Consider the following 16709-nt stretch of genomic DNA (forward strand, 5'->3'; position numbering starts at 1 on the left):
CCCCACCAAAGATGATCAGCGCAGGAGGGCCAGAACACCCTGTGGCAGCTGGTTGGCCTGAGCCACCATTGCCGTACCAGCCTGCTGCAGGATCTGTGCTCGTGACAGGTTGGCAGTTTCTGCCGCGAAGTCCGCATCCTGGATGCGGCCACGCGAGGCAGAGATGTTTTCGGAAGTGCTTTGCAGGTTGTTCACGGTGGTCTCAAAGCGCGACTGCAGAGCACCGAAGCTGGCCCGCTGGCCGTTAACCGCAGACAAAGCCGAATCAATGATCTTCAGCGCCTTAGTGGAACCATCAACCGTAGACACATCGATGGTATTCACCGCGTTCAGCGTAGACGCCGAGGCAGTGACAGGAGGAGTGCCCGTGAGATTCCCGATCGAGAAGCCCTTGTCAGAATTCATCTCCAGGTACCCACGTGCGGTGGCATACCCACCTGCAGGAGCAGCAGCCACACCGGCAACAAAAGTGGCAGTACCCGAGGTAGCCGATGTAACCGCATCGTAAGCACCCACCGAGATGGTATTGCCAGCAGCCGAATTGTTTTGAACCTGAATATCTGCGCCCGATTCGTTCACAAGGACCACGCCGTTTCCGCCAGCGTTCAGTTTTGCAGAAATCCCTGTCTGCGAAGACACATCGTTGAACGCCTTGACGGTCTCCGCCAGCCCTGCCGCCGTAGCACCCGCTGCACTCACGCTGAATGTGACGTTGGCAGCGGTCGTGTTGTCCCCCTTGACAGCCAGCGAGTAAGAACCGGAAGCTGCAAAGTTGGTTAACTCCACTTGGTTGCGCGCACTTGCTGTAACACCCGTAGCCTCCGACTGAGCATTGATTTTTGCTGCAGCCGTTGCCATGGTGTCAGTCGCAGTGAGGGTCACCGTCTTGGTCTGCAGACCGGCGATGTCAAAGGTACCCGTCAGCGCAGTCGCGGCGGCTGCGGCGGCGACGACAACCGGTGCCGACTGCTTCAGCTGAGCACCGTAGGTGGTCGTGCGGAAGTTCCCGGTGGTGGCTGTGATGGTCTGGTTGGCATTGGCGCCAACCTGGAAAGTAGCCGAGCCAAACGAACCGTCCAGCAGCTTCTGGCCGTTGAATTCGGTCGTAGTGGAGATGCGGTCCAGCTCAGACAGCAGCTGGCCCACTTCAGCCTGAATGGCCTTACGATCGCCAGCGGAGTTGGTTGCATTGGCGGACTGCACAGACAGTTCACGCACACGCTGCAGGATATCGCCGGAGGCCTTGAGTGCGCCCTCAGCCGTTTGCGCCAACGAAATGCCGTCATTGGCATTGCGCACCGCCTGGTTCAGGCCACGGATCTGCGATGTAAAGCGCTCGGAAATGGCCAAGCCAGCAGCATCATCCTTGGCGCTGTTGATACGCAGACCCGACGACAGGCGCTGGATGGAGGTATTGAGCGAGGCCTGGCTCATGCCCAGATTGCGCTGTGCGGTCAAGGAACTGACGTTGGTGTTGATGGTAGCTGCCATTTGCAAATCTCCTGAAAAGAACTGACTGAATATGGCGTTGCCGCCAACCTGGTGCCAGGCAAGGCACCCGGCCATACGGTTCACAGCGCCGACATGGCCTTCTGATGAACGGCGGGCATTTACGTCCCGTTGCAAATGTTTTCGGACACTGCGGCGAAAACTTTAGGGCGAAACGCACAAGTTGCAGGGTTTTTGTGCGCTTTATCGCAGCACCACGCACCGCGCTCGACTTTCACAATTCACCCATCGTTCCCGTCTTGTCTGCCGGACGGTGGGGCTTCTACCGGCGCAGATTTGGTTTTTCAAGCCTTTTAGGAGCATATCCATGGCCGCCACTATCAATACCAACGTCAGCTCCCTGACCGCCCAGCGCAACCTGGGCATGAGCCAGTCCTCGCTCAATACCTCCATCCAGCGCCTGTCGTCGGGTCTGCGCATCAACAGCGCCAAGGATGACGCTGCTGGCTTGGCCATTTCCGAGCGCTTCACCACCCAGATTCGGGGCTTGAACCAAGCGGTGCGCAATGCCAATGACGGCATTTCACTGGCCCAGGTCGCGGAAGGCGCCCTTGCCGGAGCCAGCAACATCTTGCAGCGGGTGCGTGAATTGTCTGTGCAATCGGCCAACGCGTCCAATTCAGCAGGCGACCGCAAAGCCATTCAGGCTGAAGTGGGCCAGCTCCTCTCCGAGCTGGACAGAATTTCCGTTTCGACAGAATTCAACGGCCAGAAGCTGCTGGATGGATCGTTCGGCACCGCCACTTTCCAGGTGGGCGCGAACGCAAACCAGACCATCACAGCCACCACCGGGAACTTCCGCACGACCACCTACGGTGCTCAGCTCAAGCAATCGGCGCCCGTGGTAGTAACAGCAGCTGCCGCCCCCACTCCGTTGACTGGCACCTTCGACGTCGCTGGACTGCAAACCAAGACGGTGACGCTCACGGCGGCCGACACCATGGCAACGGCTGCCGCCAAGATCAATGCACTCTCCGAAGCGACAGGCGTTACAGCGAGCGCGCGCAACCAGGTCGAATTGACCACATTTGCAGCTTCTGGCTCATATTCGTTGGCTGTGAAAGGGGACAACACAACCGCCGCCAACGTCACGTTTAGCGTGTCTGCCGCCGGTGCTACCGCCGCAGGCTTGGCAGAGGCCATCAAGGGCTTCAACGATGTATCGTCGCAAACCGGCATCACCGCCAAGCTCAACGACGCAGGCAATGGAATTGTGCTGATCAACGAATCGGGCGCAAACATCCAGATCCAGAACAACTCCCTCGCAGGCAACACCATCGCCCTGGGCGCCTACGATGCGGCGACTTCGGCAACCACCGGAACCCCTACCTTTGTTGCGGGTGTTGCCGCAGCACCTGCAGGCGGTTTTGCGACAGCCACCGGATACCTGGAGATGAGTTCAGACAAAGGCTTTGCCATCACCAACCTGACTGGCACACCTCCGGTGACGGCAACGGCATCCACATTGAACGCCGTGAACGTCATTGATGTTTCCACCGTCGATGGTTCTACCAAGGCACTGAAGATCATCGATTCGGCCCTGGCTGCAGTCAATGGTCAGCGCGCCAGCTTCGGCGCGCTTCAGGCCAGATTCGAGACCACCATCTCGAACTTGCAGCTTTCTTCAGAAAACATGTCTGCCTCGCGCAGTCGCATTCAGGATGCCGACTTTGCGGCAGAAACCGCCAACCTGTCACGCGCGCAGATCCTGCAGCAGGCGGGGACTGCGATGGTGGCTCAAGCAAACCAGATACCGCAAGGCGTGTTGGCCCTGCTCAAGGGGTAACAGGTGACCCATAGCTGCATCGAACGGTTGAAAGACGATGCCCAGCTCTTGAGCACCAGAGGCCCATTTGGCCTCTTTTTTTTACCCATGCCCTTAGCTAGCCTCAGTGTCGACCCGCCAGCGGCGTGCGGCTCATTGCTGCATTTCGTACTCAGCAATCCGATACATTTGCAGTAACCTTAGGTAAAACAGCGTCTGTGGTCTTGCGAGAGCCACCTCTATTGTTCAGCAGCGCCCTACACGTCTAAAGCATGTTTGTCATCATCGGTTACGTCGTCTGCCTCGGCTGCATCTTCGGTGTGTACATCGTGCACGGGGGCAATATCAGCGTGATTCTCAAGGCACTGCCGTTTGAGATCATCACCATTTTGGGCGGCGCACTGGGCGCATTTGTGGTGAACAACCAGCCCAAGGTGATCAAGGCCACCCTGGCCGCACTGCCGATGGCGCTCAAGGGTTCCAAATACACGAAAGAGCGCTACATGGAGCTGATGGCGATGCTCTATGACATCCTGCAAAAGGCCCGCAAGGAAGGTCTGATGGCGATTGAAAAGGATGTGGAAACACCCCACGAGTCCGAGATCTTCAAGAAATACCCCACGGTGGGCAGCGACCACCACGTGATCGAGTTCACCACCGACTATCTGCGCATGATGGTGTCGGGCAACCTGAATTCCCATGAGATCGAAGCGCTCATGGACAGCGAGATCGACACCCACCACCAGGAAGCACACGCCCCGGTGGCCGCCTTGGCGCGCCTTGCAGGCGCCCTGCCCGCCTTCGGGATCGTGGCCGCCGTGCTGGGGGTGGTGAACACCATGGGCTCGGTGGGCCAGCCGCCCTCCGTGCTGGGCGGCATGATCGGTTCGGCGCTGGTGGGCACGTTCCTGGGCATCTTGCTGGCCTACGGCGTGGTGGAACCCCTGGGCGGACTCGTCGAGCAAAAGACCGAGGACGCTGCCAAGGAACTGCAGTGCATCAAGTCCACCCTGCTGGCCAGCATGCAGGGCTACAACCCAGCCACCGCCATTGAGTTTGGCCGCAAGGTGCTGTTCTCCAACGTACGCCCCAGCTTCTCGGAGCTGGAAGGACACGTGAAGGGCAAGAAGTAGCAGCTGCCGCGAATGCCGTAGCCGCGCCGTAACACCCCACCACCACCATGGCAGAAAAGAAACTCCAGCCCATCATCATCAAGCGCGTCAAGAAAGGCGGCCACGCGGTGCATGGTGGCGCCTGGAAGATCGCTTATGCCGACTTTGTGACGGCGATGATGGCGTTCTTCTTGCTGATGTGGCTTTTGGGCTCCACGGCCAAGGGTGAGCTGCAGGGCATTGCGGCGTATTTCGCTTCGCCGCTCAAAGTGGCGATGACCGGAGGCGACGGTGCAGGCAACAGCTCCAGCGTCATCCCTGGTGGCGGCAACGATCTGGCCAAGGTGCATGGTCAAGTGCGCCGCTCCGATGTGGAAGAAGCCAAGCAGCGCCGCATGAGCATCGATGCCGCACGGGCAGAACGGGCCAAGCAGGACCAGGAACGCATCAAGGCCCTGGAGGCCAAGATCGATGCGCTGATCACCGAGAACCCGCGCCTGAATGAGTACAAGTCGCAGATCCGCATCGACATCACGCCCGATGGGCTGCAGATCCAGATCATCGACGACCAGAACCGCCCCATGTTCGACAGCGGTAGCGCGTTGGTAAAACCCTACATGCGCGACATCCTGCGCGAAATTGGCGCAGCCCTCGGTGGCGTCGAAAACCGCATCAGCCTTGCAGGCCACACCGACGCCGTACCTTATGGCAACAGCGAAAAGGGTTACAGCAACTGGGAGCTATCGGCAGATCGCGCCAACGCCTCGCGGCGGGAACTGGTCTCTGCTGGCATGCCAGACGCTAAACTGGGCCGCGTGGTGGGCTTGGCCGCCAGTGATCTGCTGGACCCCAAGAACCCACGCTCCCCCTCCAACCGGCGCATCACCATCACGGTGTTGACCCGGGAGGCCGAAGAACGCCTCATGGGCAAAGGGATTCCTGAAATCACGTCCACAGAACTGTTGACGGAAAAGCGGGAAAATCCCCCCCCAAGCAGGTAACAGTTACGACTTGTCACCAAACCTGCCACCCATGACAATGCTTACAGTAAATCTCGACTGAAAGGGTCCCAAGTGACCACAGCCCTTCGTTTTTTGATCGTTGACGACTTCTCCACCATGCGACGCATCGTTCGCAACCTGCTCAAGGAGAGCGGGTTTGCAGACGCCGACGAGGCCGAGGATGGTGTCGCCGCACTCAACAAGCTGCGCAACAGCAAGTTTGACTTTGTGGTGACCGACATCAACATGCCCAACATGAACGGCTTCCAGCTGCTGGCCGAGATCAAGAAGGACGACAAGCTCAAACACCTGCCCGTCCTGATGGTGACCGCCGAAGCCCGCAAGGAAGACATCGTTGCCGCCGCCCAGGGAGGCGCTGCGGGTTACATCGTCAAACCCTTCACCAAGGCAACTCTGGAAGAGAAAGTGACCTTGATTCTGAAGAAGATGGGGTTATGACACCATGGACGACACACCGGACAACAGCCAGCCTGCCGATGTTCATCACAAGATTGGCCTGCTGACACGTCAGCTTCACGATTCGCTCAACGAGCTGGGTTATGCCGACAAGCTGCGCGGCTCCATGGGCGAGCTCCCCGACGCGCAGAGCCGACTTTCCTATATCGCCCGCCTGACGGGAGAAGCGGCCGAGAAGGTGCTCAACCGCGTCGAACAGGCCAAGGCCCAGCACGACTACATTGCGGCGGAAACGCGCCGGGTCGTCAACTCGCTGGTGGCCGACCCGGTGGCGGCTGTGGCCAAGGGCGAGATCTTCAACTTTCTGACCGATGTGGAGCGCGTGACCAAGGAAGCCGACACGCACCTCACCGAAATCATGATGGCGCAGGATTTTCACGACCTCACCGGCCAGGTGATTGCGCGCGTGGTGAACCTGGCAGCCACCATTGAAGAGCAGCTGGTGCAACTGCTCATCCAGACGGCTCCGCCCAGCGCCCAGGTGCCCGCCGAGCCCGCCCGCGCAGCGCATCTTCAGGGCCCGGTGGTGGACCCGGAGAACACCCCCGACGTGGTCACCGACCAGTCCCAGGTGGACGACCTGCTGGCCAGTCTGGGCTTCTGACGCTCCGTTTTCAGTCCGGCAGCCCTGGGGCGCTAGTGCAATATGCCTTGATTGCTATCATTTTTGAAAACAATGGCAGCAATCCACGGTGCAGGTCAGACACAGAACCGCCACTAGACACACCCCAGGCACCACCGAAAAGAGGGGGCTGCAGCCCCCTTATCAGCCTTTAGATTTCCAGGTCGCTCACGACAATGGCATGACACCAGCCGTCATGCCACCATGGAATCCAGCCAAGAAAAAAGCCTCCCCGCGTCAGAACGCAAGCTGCAAAAAGCGCGCGAAGACGGCCAAGGGGCACGCTCGCGCGACTTGTCGCACCTGGCCATCCTGGGCGCGGGCGCCGCATGCATGCTACTGCTGGCCCCACAGCTGATGGACCGCATGCAGTGGGCCATGAGCCAGCAGCTGGCGTTCAATTCGGCCACGGTGATGGCGCCAGGCACCATGCTCTCGCGGCTGCAGGACATGGTCATCGTGGGCTTGGTGGCCAGCACGGTGTTTGCCACCCTCACCAGCGCTGCGGGGCTGATCAGCGCCATCGGAGCGGGCGGCTGGATTCTCAGTGCCAAGCCCATCACACCGCAGTTCAACCGACTCAACCCGATCTCCGGACTGGCCAACCTGTTTTCCAAGCAGCAGATGGCCAACGTGGCCAAGATGGTGCTGATGACGGCCATCCTGACCTATGTGGCCTGGAAGTTCCTGGGCAACAGCCTCGAAACGGTCGCCATGCTGGTGCTGCAACCCTCGCCGCTCGCCATTCGCCAGATTGCAGACTGGCTGACCTCGGGCATGAGCCTGTTGCTGCTGGTCGTGTTTCTGGCTGCCTTGGTGGATGTGCCTTTGCAGGCGTTCTTCTTCAAGGAACGACTGAAGATGTCGCACGAGGAAGTCAAGCAGGAGCACAAGGAGTCTGACGGCAACCCCCACACCAAGGGCCGCATCCGCCAGAAGCAGCGCGAGATCGCCGACCGGGCCAGCGTAGGCGCCGTCCCCAAGGCCGACTTTGTGGTGATGAACCCCACCCACTACGCCGTGGCCCTCAAATACGACGAGAAGACCATGAGTGCGCCCCAGGTCATCTCGCGCGGCACCGACCTCATCGCCATGAAGATCCGCGACGTGGCCAAGGAGCACAACGTGCCCGTGCTGCAGTCGCCCATGCTGGCCCGTGCGCTGTATGCCCATGCCGAGCTGGACCAGGCCATCCCCGCGACGCTCTACACCGCCGTTGCCCAGGTGCTGGCCTATGTGTACCGCCTCAAGGCAGCCCTGCGTGGCGAAGGCCGCATGCCCGACAGCCTGGTGGAGCCTTTCGTGCCGCCTGAACTCGATCCGCTGAACCGCACCACGGTGCAAGGTGCTGCCGTATGAACACCTCCGTAAAGTCTTTGCAGCAATGGGCGGGCACCAATGCCAGCGCCCTGCAGGGCCTGTCGGCACCACTGCTGGTGGTGGCGATTCTGGCGCTGATGGTGCTGCCCATCCCCCCGTGGCTGCTGGATGCATTTTTCACGCTCAACATCGCCGTCGCGCTGATGGTGATGATGGTGGCGGCGTACATGCTGCGTCCGCTGGACTTCGCGGCATTCCCTTCGGTGCTGCTGCTGACCACACTGATGCGCCTGTCGCTGAACGTGGCCTCTACGCGCGTGGTGCTGCTCGAAGGCCACCAGGGCCCTGGCGCAGCGGGTGCAGTGATCGAGGCCTTCGGCCACTTCCTGATCGGCGGCAACTTCGCCGTCGGCCTGATCGTTTTTGCGATCCTCGTGGTGATCAACTTCGTGGTGATCACCAAGGGCGCCGAGCGCATTGCCGAAGTGTCGGCGCGCTTCACCCTGGACGCCATGCCCGGCAAGCAGATGGCGGTGGATGCCGACCTGAACGCCGGGCTGATCGATGAGAAGGAAGCCAAGCGCCGCCGCGCCGAAGTGGCGGAAGAAGCCAACTTCTTCGGCTCCATGGACGGCGCGTCCAAGTTCGTGCGCGGCGACGCCGTGGCGGGCATCCTGATCCTGCTCATCAACATCATTGGCGGCTTCGCCATTGGTGTGTTGCAACACGACCTGTCGGCCAAGCAGGCCGCAGACAGCTACATCCTGCTGGCCATTGGCGATGCGCTGGTGGCACAGATTCCCGGCCTGCTGATTTCGGTGGCAGCCGCCATGGTGATCTCGCGCGTGGGCAAGGACCACGACATGGGCCGCCAGATCGTTCAGCAGCTGTTCATGTCGCCCCGCGTGCTGGGTGTGACGGCAGGCATCCTGATCCTGCTGGGTTTGATCCCCGGCATGCCACATGTGGTGTTCCTGACCATGGGCAGCCTGCTGGGCTACGGCGCCTGGGTAATGTATGAGCGCCAGAAGGTTCCCCCGGTGGTCGAAGCCCCACCGCCACCCGCCACCGATGGCGAAGCCACCTGGGACGACTTGCAGCCCGTGGACCTGCTGGGCCTGGAACTGGGCTACCGCCTCATCAGCCTGGTGGACAAGAGCCGCCAGGGCGACCTGCTCACCCGCATCAAGGGCGTGCGCCGCAAGTTTGCACAGGAAGTCGGCTTCCTGCCCCCTGCCGTGCACGTACGTGACAACCTCGAACTCAAGCCCAGCGGCTACCGCATCACGCTGCGCGGCGTGGTGGTGGGCGAGGGCGAAGCCTTCCCTGGCATGTTTCTGGCCATCAACCCCGGCGGCATCACCACGCCGCTGATCGGCACGGCCACCACCGACCCTGCCTTTGGCCTGCCAGCACACTGGATCGACGATCGGCAAAAGGAAGCCGCACAAATGGCCGGTTTTACCGTCGTTGATTCCGAAACCGTGATGGCCACCCATTTGTCACACTTGATGCAAGTGCAAGCCGCCAAGCTCCTCAGTCGCACGGAAACGCAGCAACTGGTGGAACACGTGGCCAAGCTGGCCCCCAAGCTCATCGAAGAAGTGGTTCCGAAAATGGTCTCCATCGCAACGTTCCAGAAAGTCCTCCAGCTGCTGCTGGAAGAGTCTGTGCACATCCGCGATATCCGCACCATCATCGAAACGCTGGCTGAGCATGCTGGTGGCGTCTCGGACCCCGTCGAACTGGCCCGCCGCGTGCGCATTGCGCTCTCGCCCGCCATCGTCCAGCAGATCTACGGCCCCACCCGCGAGCTCAACGTCATTGCCATCGAGCCCGGCCTGGAGCGCCTACTGGTGCAAGCCCTGGGCAACACGGCAGGCCCCGCACTCGACCCCGGCGTGGCCGACATCCTCACACAAAAGGCCGCCGAAGTGGCCCTCAAGCAGGAAGAGATGGGCCTGCCCGCCTGCCTGCTGGTTCCCGACCAGATCCGCAATGCCATCTCCCGCCTGGTGCGCCGCGTAGCGCCCCGCCTGCAGGTGCTGGCACACAGTGAAATTCCAGAGACCCACACCATCCGTATTGGGCCGATCCTTAAAGGTGCATCAGCATGAACATCAAACGCTTTACCGCCCCCACCTCCCGGGAGGCTCTGGCCAAGGCGCGCATGGCCTTTGGCGACGGCACGCTGATTCTGTCCAACCGCCCCACGGCCAACGGCGTGGAAGTGGTGGCCACGGCCGAGGACACGCTGTCGGCTCTGGACGGTGGTGCGCCCACCGCTTCGTCCAACCCGCCCCTGCTGGCGCCCAGCACTGCGCGCAGCACCCCACAGCGCGCCAGCCAATCGGCAGCAGCGTCGGGCCTGGGCCGCAACCCGGTCGAGGAAGACACCGAACAGCTGGCCATGAGCACGCTGTCGTTCCAAGACTATGTGCGCGAGCGCATGCTGCGCCGCCGCCACGAGGCACTGAATGGCCCCTCGGAACCCCAGACACTGTCTGAACGCAGCCGCGACCAGGAACCAGAACGTGAACGCATGCCAGCGCCCTCCGTGGCACGCCACAACCCGCTGCGCACCATCCCGATGGACCTCCCGCCCGAGCCACCGCGCCGCCGACAGGAAACTCCCAGCGCCCACCTGATCCAGTCGAACAACCAGCAGAGCGTGATGAACGAGCTGCACGCGATGAAAGAGCTGATCGAAGACCGCTTCAACACGCTGGCCTGGCTGGGGCAGGCGCGCCAGAACCCGATCCAGTCCAACCTGATGCTGAAGATGATCCGTGCCGGATACTCCCCGTCGCTGGCCCGCGCCGTGCTCGAACGCATGCCCGAAGACCTGTCGGCGGGCGAATCGGTGCGCTGGCTGATGGAGGTGCTGGAACGCAACCTCAAGACCGACCAGGCCGCCCCCCCCCTTTATGAACAGGGCGGCATCTTCGCCATGGTGGGCTCTACGGGTGTGGGCAAGACCACCACCACCGCCAAGCTGGCTGCCATGTGCGCCCGCATCCACGGCCCCGGCAGTGTGGGGCTGATCACACTGGACACCTACCGTGTGGGCGCGCACGAACAACTGCGCACTTACGGGCGCATGCTGGGCATCGTGGCCCACTTGGCGCACGACCGTGCCGCGCTGCAAGACCTGCTGGGCCTGCTCAGCGGCAAGAAAATGGTGTTGATCGACACCACCGGCGTGGCCCCGAGGGACCCCCGCAAGCGCGACATGCTGGATGTGCTGGACCTGCCCCATGTGAACCGCCTGCTCGTGCTCAACGCCGGCTGCCATGGCGACACGCTGGATGACGTGCTGACCGCCTTCAAAACCGACGGCTCGCAACAGGCCATCCTGTCCAAGGTGGACGAGGCCGTGAAGCTGGGCCCCGCCATCGACGCACTGATCCGCCACCAGATGGTGCTGCGCGGCGTGACCAACGGCCAGCGCGTGCCCGAGGACTGGGAGCGTGCCAACGCCCACCAGCTCATCAGCGCCTCCATGCGGTCGCCGGCGAAGTCGGCTTTCGACCCCAAGGCCACGGACCTGAACTTCTTCTTCTCGCACTCTCCTGACACCGTGACGGAGGGGGGGCTGGTCGATGCTTGATCTGGGTTTTCACCAGGCGGCCAGCCTGCACAGCCTCACCCCGCAGGCAGAGCTGCGGCTGCTGGCAGTCGCCAGCCAGGGCAACACGGCGAGCGGCCTGGAAACGCTATGGCAGATCTGCGCCAGCCTGCAGCGGCTGGGCTATCCGGTGGTGGTGCTCGACGGCACGGCGCAGGAGTCCGACGACAGCCCCGGGCTGCTGCACCTGCTGCAACATGCCACGTGGAATGACGGCGCCAGCCTGAACCTGGGCGCCACCGCATCCTCCCTCGCCGTGATTCCAGCGGCCAAGGGGCTGCAGCACCTGAGCCGCAAGGCCAGCGACAGCACACGCTCGCCCATGGAAAGCTTGCTGCCCTGCTTCAGGACTTACGGCCTCATGGTGATTCACGCACCAGCCTCCACCCTGGGGCCCCTGCTCACCCACACGGCTACGGTGCCGCTGGTGGTCATGGGCAGTGGCGCAGCGGGCGTGATGACCAGCTACAAGAGCCTCAAGCAGATTGCGCTGCACACTGGCTTGCCCTGCATGGTGGCCGCTTTGCTGCACGGCAACACCGCCGCCGAACGCCGCAAGGCCCAGTCCCAACTGATGACCTTGCAGGCATGTGCCGAGCGCCATCTGGGCGGCCCGATACGAAGCACCACCATTGCCACGCAGAACCCCCAGGAGCTTCAGCGCCTGGCCTTGCAACTGCTGGAAAATGCGGGCACTATGAACGGAGCGCTGGCTGCGCTGACACCCAGCAACTTGACAGGCATGCCTGCGCATTTTGTCCGGAGCCACTGACCAGAGCCTGTGATGCACCTCTACGTACGCACGTTGACCCGAAACGCTCCCCACGGTCTGGCAAGTTGCTGGCCCCGGGCGGCGGAAAAAGATCGGGTGATGGCACCCCCAAGCGGCTCCAGAACAAGATCGCATACCCGCCCTACCAGTGCATAACACCCTCTCTATGTACACCGCCAAAGGCCAGCTTGATCGCGATGCCATGATCCGCCAGCACGTACCGCTGGTCCGGAGGATTGCGCACCACATGATCGCCAAGCTGCCTCCCAACGTCGAGCTGGATGACTTGATCCAGGTCGGCATGATGGGGCTGGCCGAAGCCCTGTCGCGCTACGAAGTGGCACAGGGCGTGCAGTTTGAAACCTTTGCCACCCAACGCATCCGGGGCGCCATGCTCGACGAGCTGCGCGAGGGCGACTGGATGAGCCGCAGCTCGCGCAAGAGCCAGAAAGACATTGAACACGCTGTGCACCGGCTGGAGCAAAAGCTGGGACGCAGCCCGCTGGAGTCCGAAATAGCCAGCGAAATGGGCATGAGCCTGGCGGACTACCAGAATCTGCTGGGCAAGGTCCGGGGCACCCAGCTGGTGTACCTCGAAGACATGACGCATGGCAACGATGACGAGGATGGGTTTCTGGACCGCCACGTTGCCGACAGTGCGGCTGACCCGGTGGAGCTGCTGCGTGATCAACGGCTCAAGACGTCACTGGTCAACGCCATCAAGACCCTGCCGGAGCGCGAGCAGCACATCATGGGCATGTACTACGAACATGACATGAACCTCAAGGAAATTGCCGCCGTGCTGGGCGTTACCGAGTCGCGCGTGTGCCAGCTGCACAGCCAGTCCATTGCCCGGCTGCGGGCCAAGATGCGCGCGCACTGAGCGCCCCCACCGGCGGACACCAGGCGCCGCGCAGGTCGTTGCGCAGGGCCATAGGGTGACGGGCCGCCGCTTTTCGCGACCGGGCCCACAACCCCTTCAGAACAATGGATGCCGCTCAGCCTGCAGAGCGGTAGATGCGCGCCACACCCGGCGCGGCTCCGCGCGCCCCCAGGCCATCGCCATAGGTAGCCGCCGCATTGGGGGGCAACAGGCCGGCGGCTTGGCGGTCCGTGCTGGCAGCAAGCCGGGCCAGGCTTTCACGGTGCAGTATCAGCATGCTGCGGATCGCATCCGCGCGCTTTTGCAGCGACGCTGGCAAGGGCAACCCCCGCGCGGCCGCCTGCTCCAGCGCACGCGAGAAATCGGCCGCTGCATCACGCAAGGCCGTGCTGTTTTTTTCCAGGGAGGTGGGGTCGGCCGCGAGAAGTGCGGCAGAGACTTGTTCGATCAGCTGCTCAACAGCCGAGAGAGATTCTTCCAGAGACATGGCGCATTGTGCGATGGATTGCGCCCGGGAGCAAAACGCCGGTCAACCCCGCGAGCGGGACAGGATCTCCTGGGCGTTGGACAACAGCTTGTCGGCAATGGCTTCGGCGTCGACCGAGAATTCGCCCTTTTCGATGGCTGCGCGCACTGCCTTGACCTTACCCGCGTCAAAATCTGCCGTGCTTCGAGTGGTAGGGCTGAGCGCCCGGGCTGCTGTGGACACAGTGACAGGCACACCGGCGGATGACGCCATCAGTGCGTCCTTGGTGGCTCCTTCAGCAGCGCTGGCTGGGGCCTTGGCTTGCTTGGCAAGCCCCGTCGGCGGCAACCCGCCCGGCAGTTCCGGTGTTTGACCTATCTTCATCGCTCTCTCCACCACCCCGTTGGATGTGGGGCATCAGTAGCAATGTTTTCGACCCATTTGGCCCGGACTTTAGCCATTTATTACCGGGGCGTCATCACAGAGTGACATCCACTGTCCCAGAATCATTCACAGTTCCACTTACGATGCGGCCATTCTCCATGCGTACGCGCACAGTCTGCCCGGCAGAGCCTGCGGTCAACGCCTGGCCCGCAGAGCTGACCGCATAGCCCGGCCCCTGGGCCACCACTTTCACCTGCGCACCGGCCTTGAACAGCAGGGGGGCACGCACCATGGCCTGGCGCACCGCCTGCCCCGCCACCAGTTGGCGGGCCGCGGTCTGCCCTACCCACAGGTCGGGATTGGCCATGACGGGAGAGGAATCGGCCGCCCAGTCCACTTCGGCCTCTGTGGCGTCATTGGCCGTCAACACGGCGCCCGGCGCTACATTGTTGGTCAACACCCAGGCCGGGCCAAACGCCTTGATGGTGACGGGCAAAAATACGTTCCATGCGGTGGCGCCCTCCACGCAGCGCAGCCCCAGACGGGTCCGGCCCCACAGGCGGGCACCTACGGGCAGATAGGGTTCAACGCGCGCACAGGGCGCCAGCCGCAGGCGCGAATCCAGTGAGCCAACACTCACTTCCATACGCAGTGGCAGCGCGGAGGACGGGTTGCGGGCCAACGCATCGTCCAGCCAGCGCTGGGTAAGCGGCCCCAGGTCCGCCGCGGGGTCTGCCGCCGACTGGGCGTGCGCAACACCATGGGGGCCCAGCGCAGCCACAGCCCATACACCCATCAGGCAGAACGTACGCACCAAGGCGCCGGCACGCACAGCCAGCGACTGCCGGGTGGCGCCGCACAGCGCGGCGTCGGTGTTGGCGTCAGAGAAAAGGAAGTGGGCGGTCATAGGGGCCTCCTGGGCATCGGCTGGCCAGGCTGCCCGCGCACGGGGTGCTACGGAAGGCAGGGGCCATTTCACCCCTGGAACTATAGGCAGATGACCCGGACGCAAAACCCGGAACTGCGCATCCATTTGCCACTTCTTCGCGCTTTAGAAAAAGGGCGCGGTTTCCATAATCGAGCCACGCCAAAAGCCCCCCGGGGATGGCGACTTTGCAACCGACGGTGTGAGGCACACATGCTTGACAAGATGACCAACCAGCTGAATTTTCACGGCAACGCCCTGGTGCTGCGTGGGGAACGTCAGCGCGCCATCGCCAGCAACATTGCCAACGCCGACACCCCTGGCTATGTGGCACGCGACTTCAAGTTCGGCGACGCGCTGCGCGAGGCCACTGGCATGACTTCTTCCGCCACAGGCACTGCCGGCGCAGCGGTCACGCGGCTGGCAACCGGAGGTTCGTACGGAACCGCAGGCACGACCGATCCGCACCATATTCCGCTGCCCACCGTGAATTCCAGCACCAGCATCGACCGGCAAGGCGCCCTGGGCTATGCGGTGCAAACCCAACCGAGCCTGGACAACAACTCGGTGGACCTGGACCGCGAGCGCGCCAACTTCGTGGACAACGCCGTGCGCTATGAAGCCACGCTGCGGTTCATCAACGGCAACGCCAAAACCATGCTCAGCGCCATCCAGGGCCAATAACCAGCCAGCCCCGCAGCGCAGAAAGCGAGCCACCCCATGTCCATGTTTTCGATTTTCAACGTATCGGGCAGCGCGATCAGTGCGCAGTCGCAGCGGCTCAACGTGGTGGCCAGCAACCTGGCCAATGTGGACGCCGTGGCAGGCCCCGATGGTCAGGCCTACAAGGCACGCCAGGTGGTGTTCCAGACAGCGCCCATGGGGGCCGACAGCTCTGCGGGCGTTAAGGTCAGCGGTGTCAGCGAAAGCAATGTGCCGGGCCGCCGCGTGCACGACCCCAGCCACCCGTCGGCCGACGAGCAGGGGTATGTGACGCACTCCAACGTCAACGCGGTTGAGGAGATGGTCAACATGATCTCTGCCTCGCGCTCGTACCAAAACAACGTCGAGGTCATGAACACGGCCAAGTCGCTGCTCCTCAAAACCCTGCAGATGGGCCAGTAAGGCAAGAGCCTGCTCCAAGAAGGACACCACCATGATTCTCAGTGCCACCAACGCCCCCACGGTGACGGACTCGTCCAGCACCAAGGCCAACGCGGCCACCGATCCGGCTGCCGCGCAAGACCGCTTTTTGAAACTGCTGGTTGCGCAGCTGAACAACCAGGACCCGATGAACCCCCTGGACAACGCCCAGATGACTTCGCAGATCGCGCAGATCAACACGGTGACCGGCATCCAGCAACTGAACCAGACCATGCAGAGCATGGCTTCGCAGTTCAACTCGCTACAGGTCATGCAGGGCACAGCCCTGGTGGGCCGCAATGTGCTGACCGAGGGCTCCAGCCTGGCGGTGGCGGACAAGACCGGCAAGGGCGGCTTCGAGCTGGGCTCGGCCGCCACCAACGTGAAGATCGAGGTCACGACCGCAGGCGGGCAGGTGGTGGACACCATCGACCTGGGTGCCAAGGCGGCGGGCCGCCACACCTTCGACTGGGACGCCAGCCAGTACACCGGCTCCACCGAAGGGCTGCAGTTCCGCGTGACGGCCGTCAATGGCTCCACCAAGCTGGACTCCACCGCACTGAACCTTGCCAAGGTGACGGCCGCAGGCGCCGAGGACGGACAGCTGGTGCTGAGCCTGTCCAACGGCAAAACCATCAACTACAGCCAGATCAAGGCCTTGGTGTAACACCAGCCTGCTTCGTATCGCGTCAACAGGAGAAC

Annotated in this window: 17 protein-coding genes; 13 read left to right on the forward strand and 4 right to left on the reverse strand. The window is 62.5% G+C overall.

Going from position 1 to position 16709, the window contains the following annotated elements:
- Positions 1–15: 15 nt before the first annotated feature.
- A complete protein-coding gene (locus C8C96_RS00695) occupies positions 16–1491 on the reverse strand; it encodes a flagellin (protein WP_121941109.1) in 1476 nt (491 codons plus the stop codon).
- Between the two features lie 325 nt (positions 1492–1816).
- On the opposite strand from C8C96_RS00695, the gene C8C96_RS00700 reads away from it, so the two are divergent.
- The 10 genes from C8C96_RS00700 to C8C96_RS00745 all read left to right on the forward strand — a co-directional run bounded on the left by C8C96_RS00700 (position 1817) and on the right by C8C96_RS00745 (position 13089).
- A complete protein-coding gene (locus C8C96_RS00700) occupies positions 1817–3295 on the forward strand; it encodes a flagellin (protein WP_121941110.1) in 1479 nt (492 codons plus the stop codon).
- Between the two features lie 251 nt (positions 3296–3546).
- The gene (motA, locus tag C8C96_RS00705) at positions 3547–4407 is read left to right on the forward strand and encodes a flagellar motor stator protein MotA (protein ID WP_056748020.1); all 861 of its coding nucleotides are present in this window, start codon (positions 3547–3549) and stop codon (positions 4405–4407) included.
- A gap of 47 nt (positions 4408–4454) precedes the next feature.
- The gene (motB, locus tag C8C96_RS00710; RefSeq protein WP_056065694.1) at positions 4455–5387 is read left to right on the forward strand and encodes a flagellar motor protein MotB; all 933 of its coding nucleotides are present in this window, start codon (positions 4455–4457) and stop codon (positions 5385–5387) included.
- Between the two features lie 72 nt (positions 5388–5459).
- Positions 5460–5846 (forward strand): chemotaxis response regulator CheY, encoded by a 387-nt coding sequence (gene cheY / locus C8C96_RS00715; RefSeq protein ID WP_010466076.1) that lies wholly within the window; start codon positions 5460–5462, stop codon positions 5844–5846.
- Positions 5847–5850: 4 nt separating this feature from the next.
- Entirely contained in the window at positions 5851–6468 is a 618-nt protein-coding gene (locus C8C96_RS00720; RefSeq protein ID WP_056065691.1) for a protein phosphatase CheZ, read from the forward strand.
- A gap of 222 nt (positions 6469–6690) precedes the next feature.
- Positions 6691–7845: a flagellar biosynthesis protein FlhB gene (locus C8C96_RS00725; RefSeq protein WP_121941111.1), complete on the forward strand. Its 1155-nt coding sequence runs from the start codon at positions 6691–6693 to the stop codon at positions 7843–7845.
- Entirely contained in the window at positions 7842–9923 is a 2082-nt protein-coding gene (gene flhA, locus C8C96_RS00730; protein ID WP_056065684.1) for a flagellar biosynthesis protein FlhA, read from the forward strand. The genes C8C96_RS00725 and flhA overlap by 4 nt, the downstream gene beginning before the upstream one ends.
- Positions 9920–11416: a flagellar biosynthesis protein FlhF gene (gene flhF / locus C8C96_RS00735; protein WP_121941112.1), complete on the forward strand. Its 1497-nt coding sequence runs from the start codon at positions 9920–9922 to the stop codon at positions 11414–11416. The genes flhA and flhF overlap by 4 nt, the downstream gene beginning before the upstream one ends.
- The gene (locus tag C8C96_RS00740) at positions 11409–12206 is read left to right on the forward strand and encodes a hypothetical protein (protein ID WP_121941113.1); all 798 of its coding nucleotides are present in this window, start codon (positions 11409–11411) and stop codon (positions 12204–12206) included. The genes flhF and C8C96_RS00740 overlap by 8 nt, the downstream gene beginning before the upstream one ends.
- A gap of 166 nt (positions 12207–12372) precedes the next feature.
- Positions 12373–13089 carry an RNA polymerase sigma factor FliA gene (locus C8C96_RS00745; RefSeq protein WP_056065675.1) on the forward strand — a complete coding sequence of 239 codons (717 nt, stop codon included), beginning with the start codon at positions 12373–12375 and terminating at the stop codon, positions 13087–13089.
- 115 nt (positions 13090–13204) lie between these two features.
- On the opposite strand, the gene C8C96_RS00750 is transcribed toward C8C96_RS00745, so the two are convergent.
- The 3 genes from C8C96_RS00750 to flgA form a co-directional block, all read right to left on the reverse strand.
- On the reverse strand, positions 13205–13576 hold the full coding sequence (locus C8C96_RS00750) for a hypothetical protein (protein ID WP_108498214.1): 372 nt from the start codon (positions 13574–13576) through the stop codon (positions 13205–13207).
- 42 nt (positions 13577–13618) lie between these two features.
- Entirely contained in the window at positions 13619–13939 is a 321-nt protein-coding gene (gene flgM / locus C8C96_RS00755) for a flagellar biosynthesis anti-sigma factor FlgM (RefSeq protein ID WP_116748069.1), read from the reverse strand.
- A 94-nt stretch (positions 13940–14033) separates the two neighbouring features.
- Complete coding sequence (gene flgA, locus C8C96_RS00760; protein ID WP_233584302.1) at positions 14034–14735, reverse strand: flagellar basal body P-ring formation chaperone FlgA; 702 nt, start codon at positions 14733–14735, stop codon at positions 14034–14036.
- Between the two features lie 342 nt (positions 14736–15077).
- Here flgA and C8C96_RS00765 point away from each other — a divergent pair, with 342 nt between their 5' ends.
- Genes C8C96_RS00765 through C8C96_RS00775 form a run of 3 tightly spaced genes read left to right on the forward strand, consistent with a single transcriptional unit; the run spans position 15078 to position 16674 of the window.
- Positions 15078–15548, forward strand: a complete 471-nt coding sequence (locus C8C96_RS00765; protein WP_056065666.1) for a flagellar basal body protein — start codon at positions 15078–15080, stop codon at positions 15546–15548.
- Between the two features lie 36 nt (positions 15549–15584).
- Complete coding sequence (gene flgC, locus C8C96_RS00770) at positions 15585–15989, forward strand: flagellar basal body rod protein FlgC (RefSeq protein ID WP_056065662.1); 405 nt, start codon at positions 15585–15587, stop codon at positions 15987–15989.
- 31 nt (positions 15990–16020) lie between these two features.
- The gene (locus tag C8C96_RS00775) at positions 16021–16674 is read left to right on the forward strand and encodes a flagellar hook assembly protein FlgD (protein WP_121941115.1); all 654 of its coding nucleotides are present in this window, start codon (positions 16021–16023) and stop codon (positions 16672–16674) included.
- Positions 16675–16709: the final 35 nt, after the last annotated feature.

The organism is Acidovorax sp. 100 (genome assembly GCF_003688355.1).
GTDB classification, from domain to species: Bacteria; Pseudomonadota; Gammaproteobacteria; order Burkholderiales; family Burkholderiaceae_C; genus Acidovorax; species Acidovorax delafieldii.

Bases quoted from the DNA above. Each gene is read 5' to 3' on its own strand.
- C8C96_RS00745 (WP_056065675.1), top strand. From the start codon at position 12,373: ATGTACACCGCCAAAGGCCAGCTTGATCGCGATGCCATGATCCGCCAG.
- motA (WP_056748020.1), top strand. From the start codon at position 3,547: ATGTTTGTCATCATCGGTTACGTCGTCTGCCTCGGCTGCATCTTCGGT.
- flgA (WP_233584302.1), bottom strand. From the start codon at position 14,735: ATGGGTGTATGGGCTGTGGCTGCGCTGGGCCCCCATGGTGTTGCGCAC.
- C8C96_RS00765 (WP_056065666.1), top strand. From the start codon at position 15,078: ATGCTTGACAAGATGACCAACCAGCTGAATTTTCACGGCAACGCCCTG.
- C8C96_RS00750 (WP_108498214.1), bottom strand. From the start codon at position 13,576: ATGTCTCTGGAAGAATCTCTCTCGGCTGTTGAGCAGCTGATCGAACAA.
- C8C96_RS00725 (WP_121941111.1), top strand. From the start codon at position 6,691: ATGGAATCCAGCCAAGAAAAAAGCCTCCCCGCGTCAGAACGCAAGCTG.
- C8C96_RS00695 (WP_121941109.1), bottom strand. From the start codon at position 1,491: ATGGCAGCTACCATCAACACCAACGTCAGTTCCTTGACCGCACAGCGC.
- C8C96_RS00700 (WP_121941110.1), top strand. From the start codon at position 1,817: ATGGCCGCCACTATCAATACCAACGTCAGCTCCCTGACCGCCCAGCGC.
- flgM (WP_116748069.1), bottom strand. From the start codon at position 13,939: ATGAAGATAGGTCAAACACCGGAACTGCCGGGCGGGTTGCCGCCGACG.
- flhF (WP_121941112.1), top strand. From the start codon at position 9,920: ATGAACATCAAACGCTTTACCGCCCCCACCTCCCGGGAGGCTCTGGCC.
- flgC (WP_056065662.1), top strand. From the start codon at position 15,585: ATGTCCATGTTTTCGATTTTCAACGTATCGGGCAGCGCGATCAGTGCG.
- C8C96_RS00775 (WP_121941115.1), top strand. From the start codon at position 16,021: ATGATTCTCAGTGCCACCAACGCCCCCACGGTGACGGACTCGTCCAGC.
- C8C96_RS00720 (WP_056065691.1), top strand. From the start codon at position 5,851: ATGGACGACACACCGGACAACAGCCAGCCTGCCGATGTTCATCACAAG.
- motB (WP_056065694.1), top strand. From the start codon at position 4,455: ATGGCAGAAAAGAAACTCCAGCCCATCATCATCAAGCGCGTCAAGAAA.
- C8C96_RS00740 (WP_121941113.1), top strand. From the start codon at position 11,409: ATGCTTGATCTGGGTTTTCACCAGGCGGCCAGCCTGCACAGCCTCACC.
- flhA (WP_056065684.1), top strand. From the start codon at position 7,842: ATGAACACCTCCGTAAAGTCTTTGCAGCAATGGGCGGGCACCAATGCC.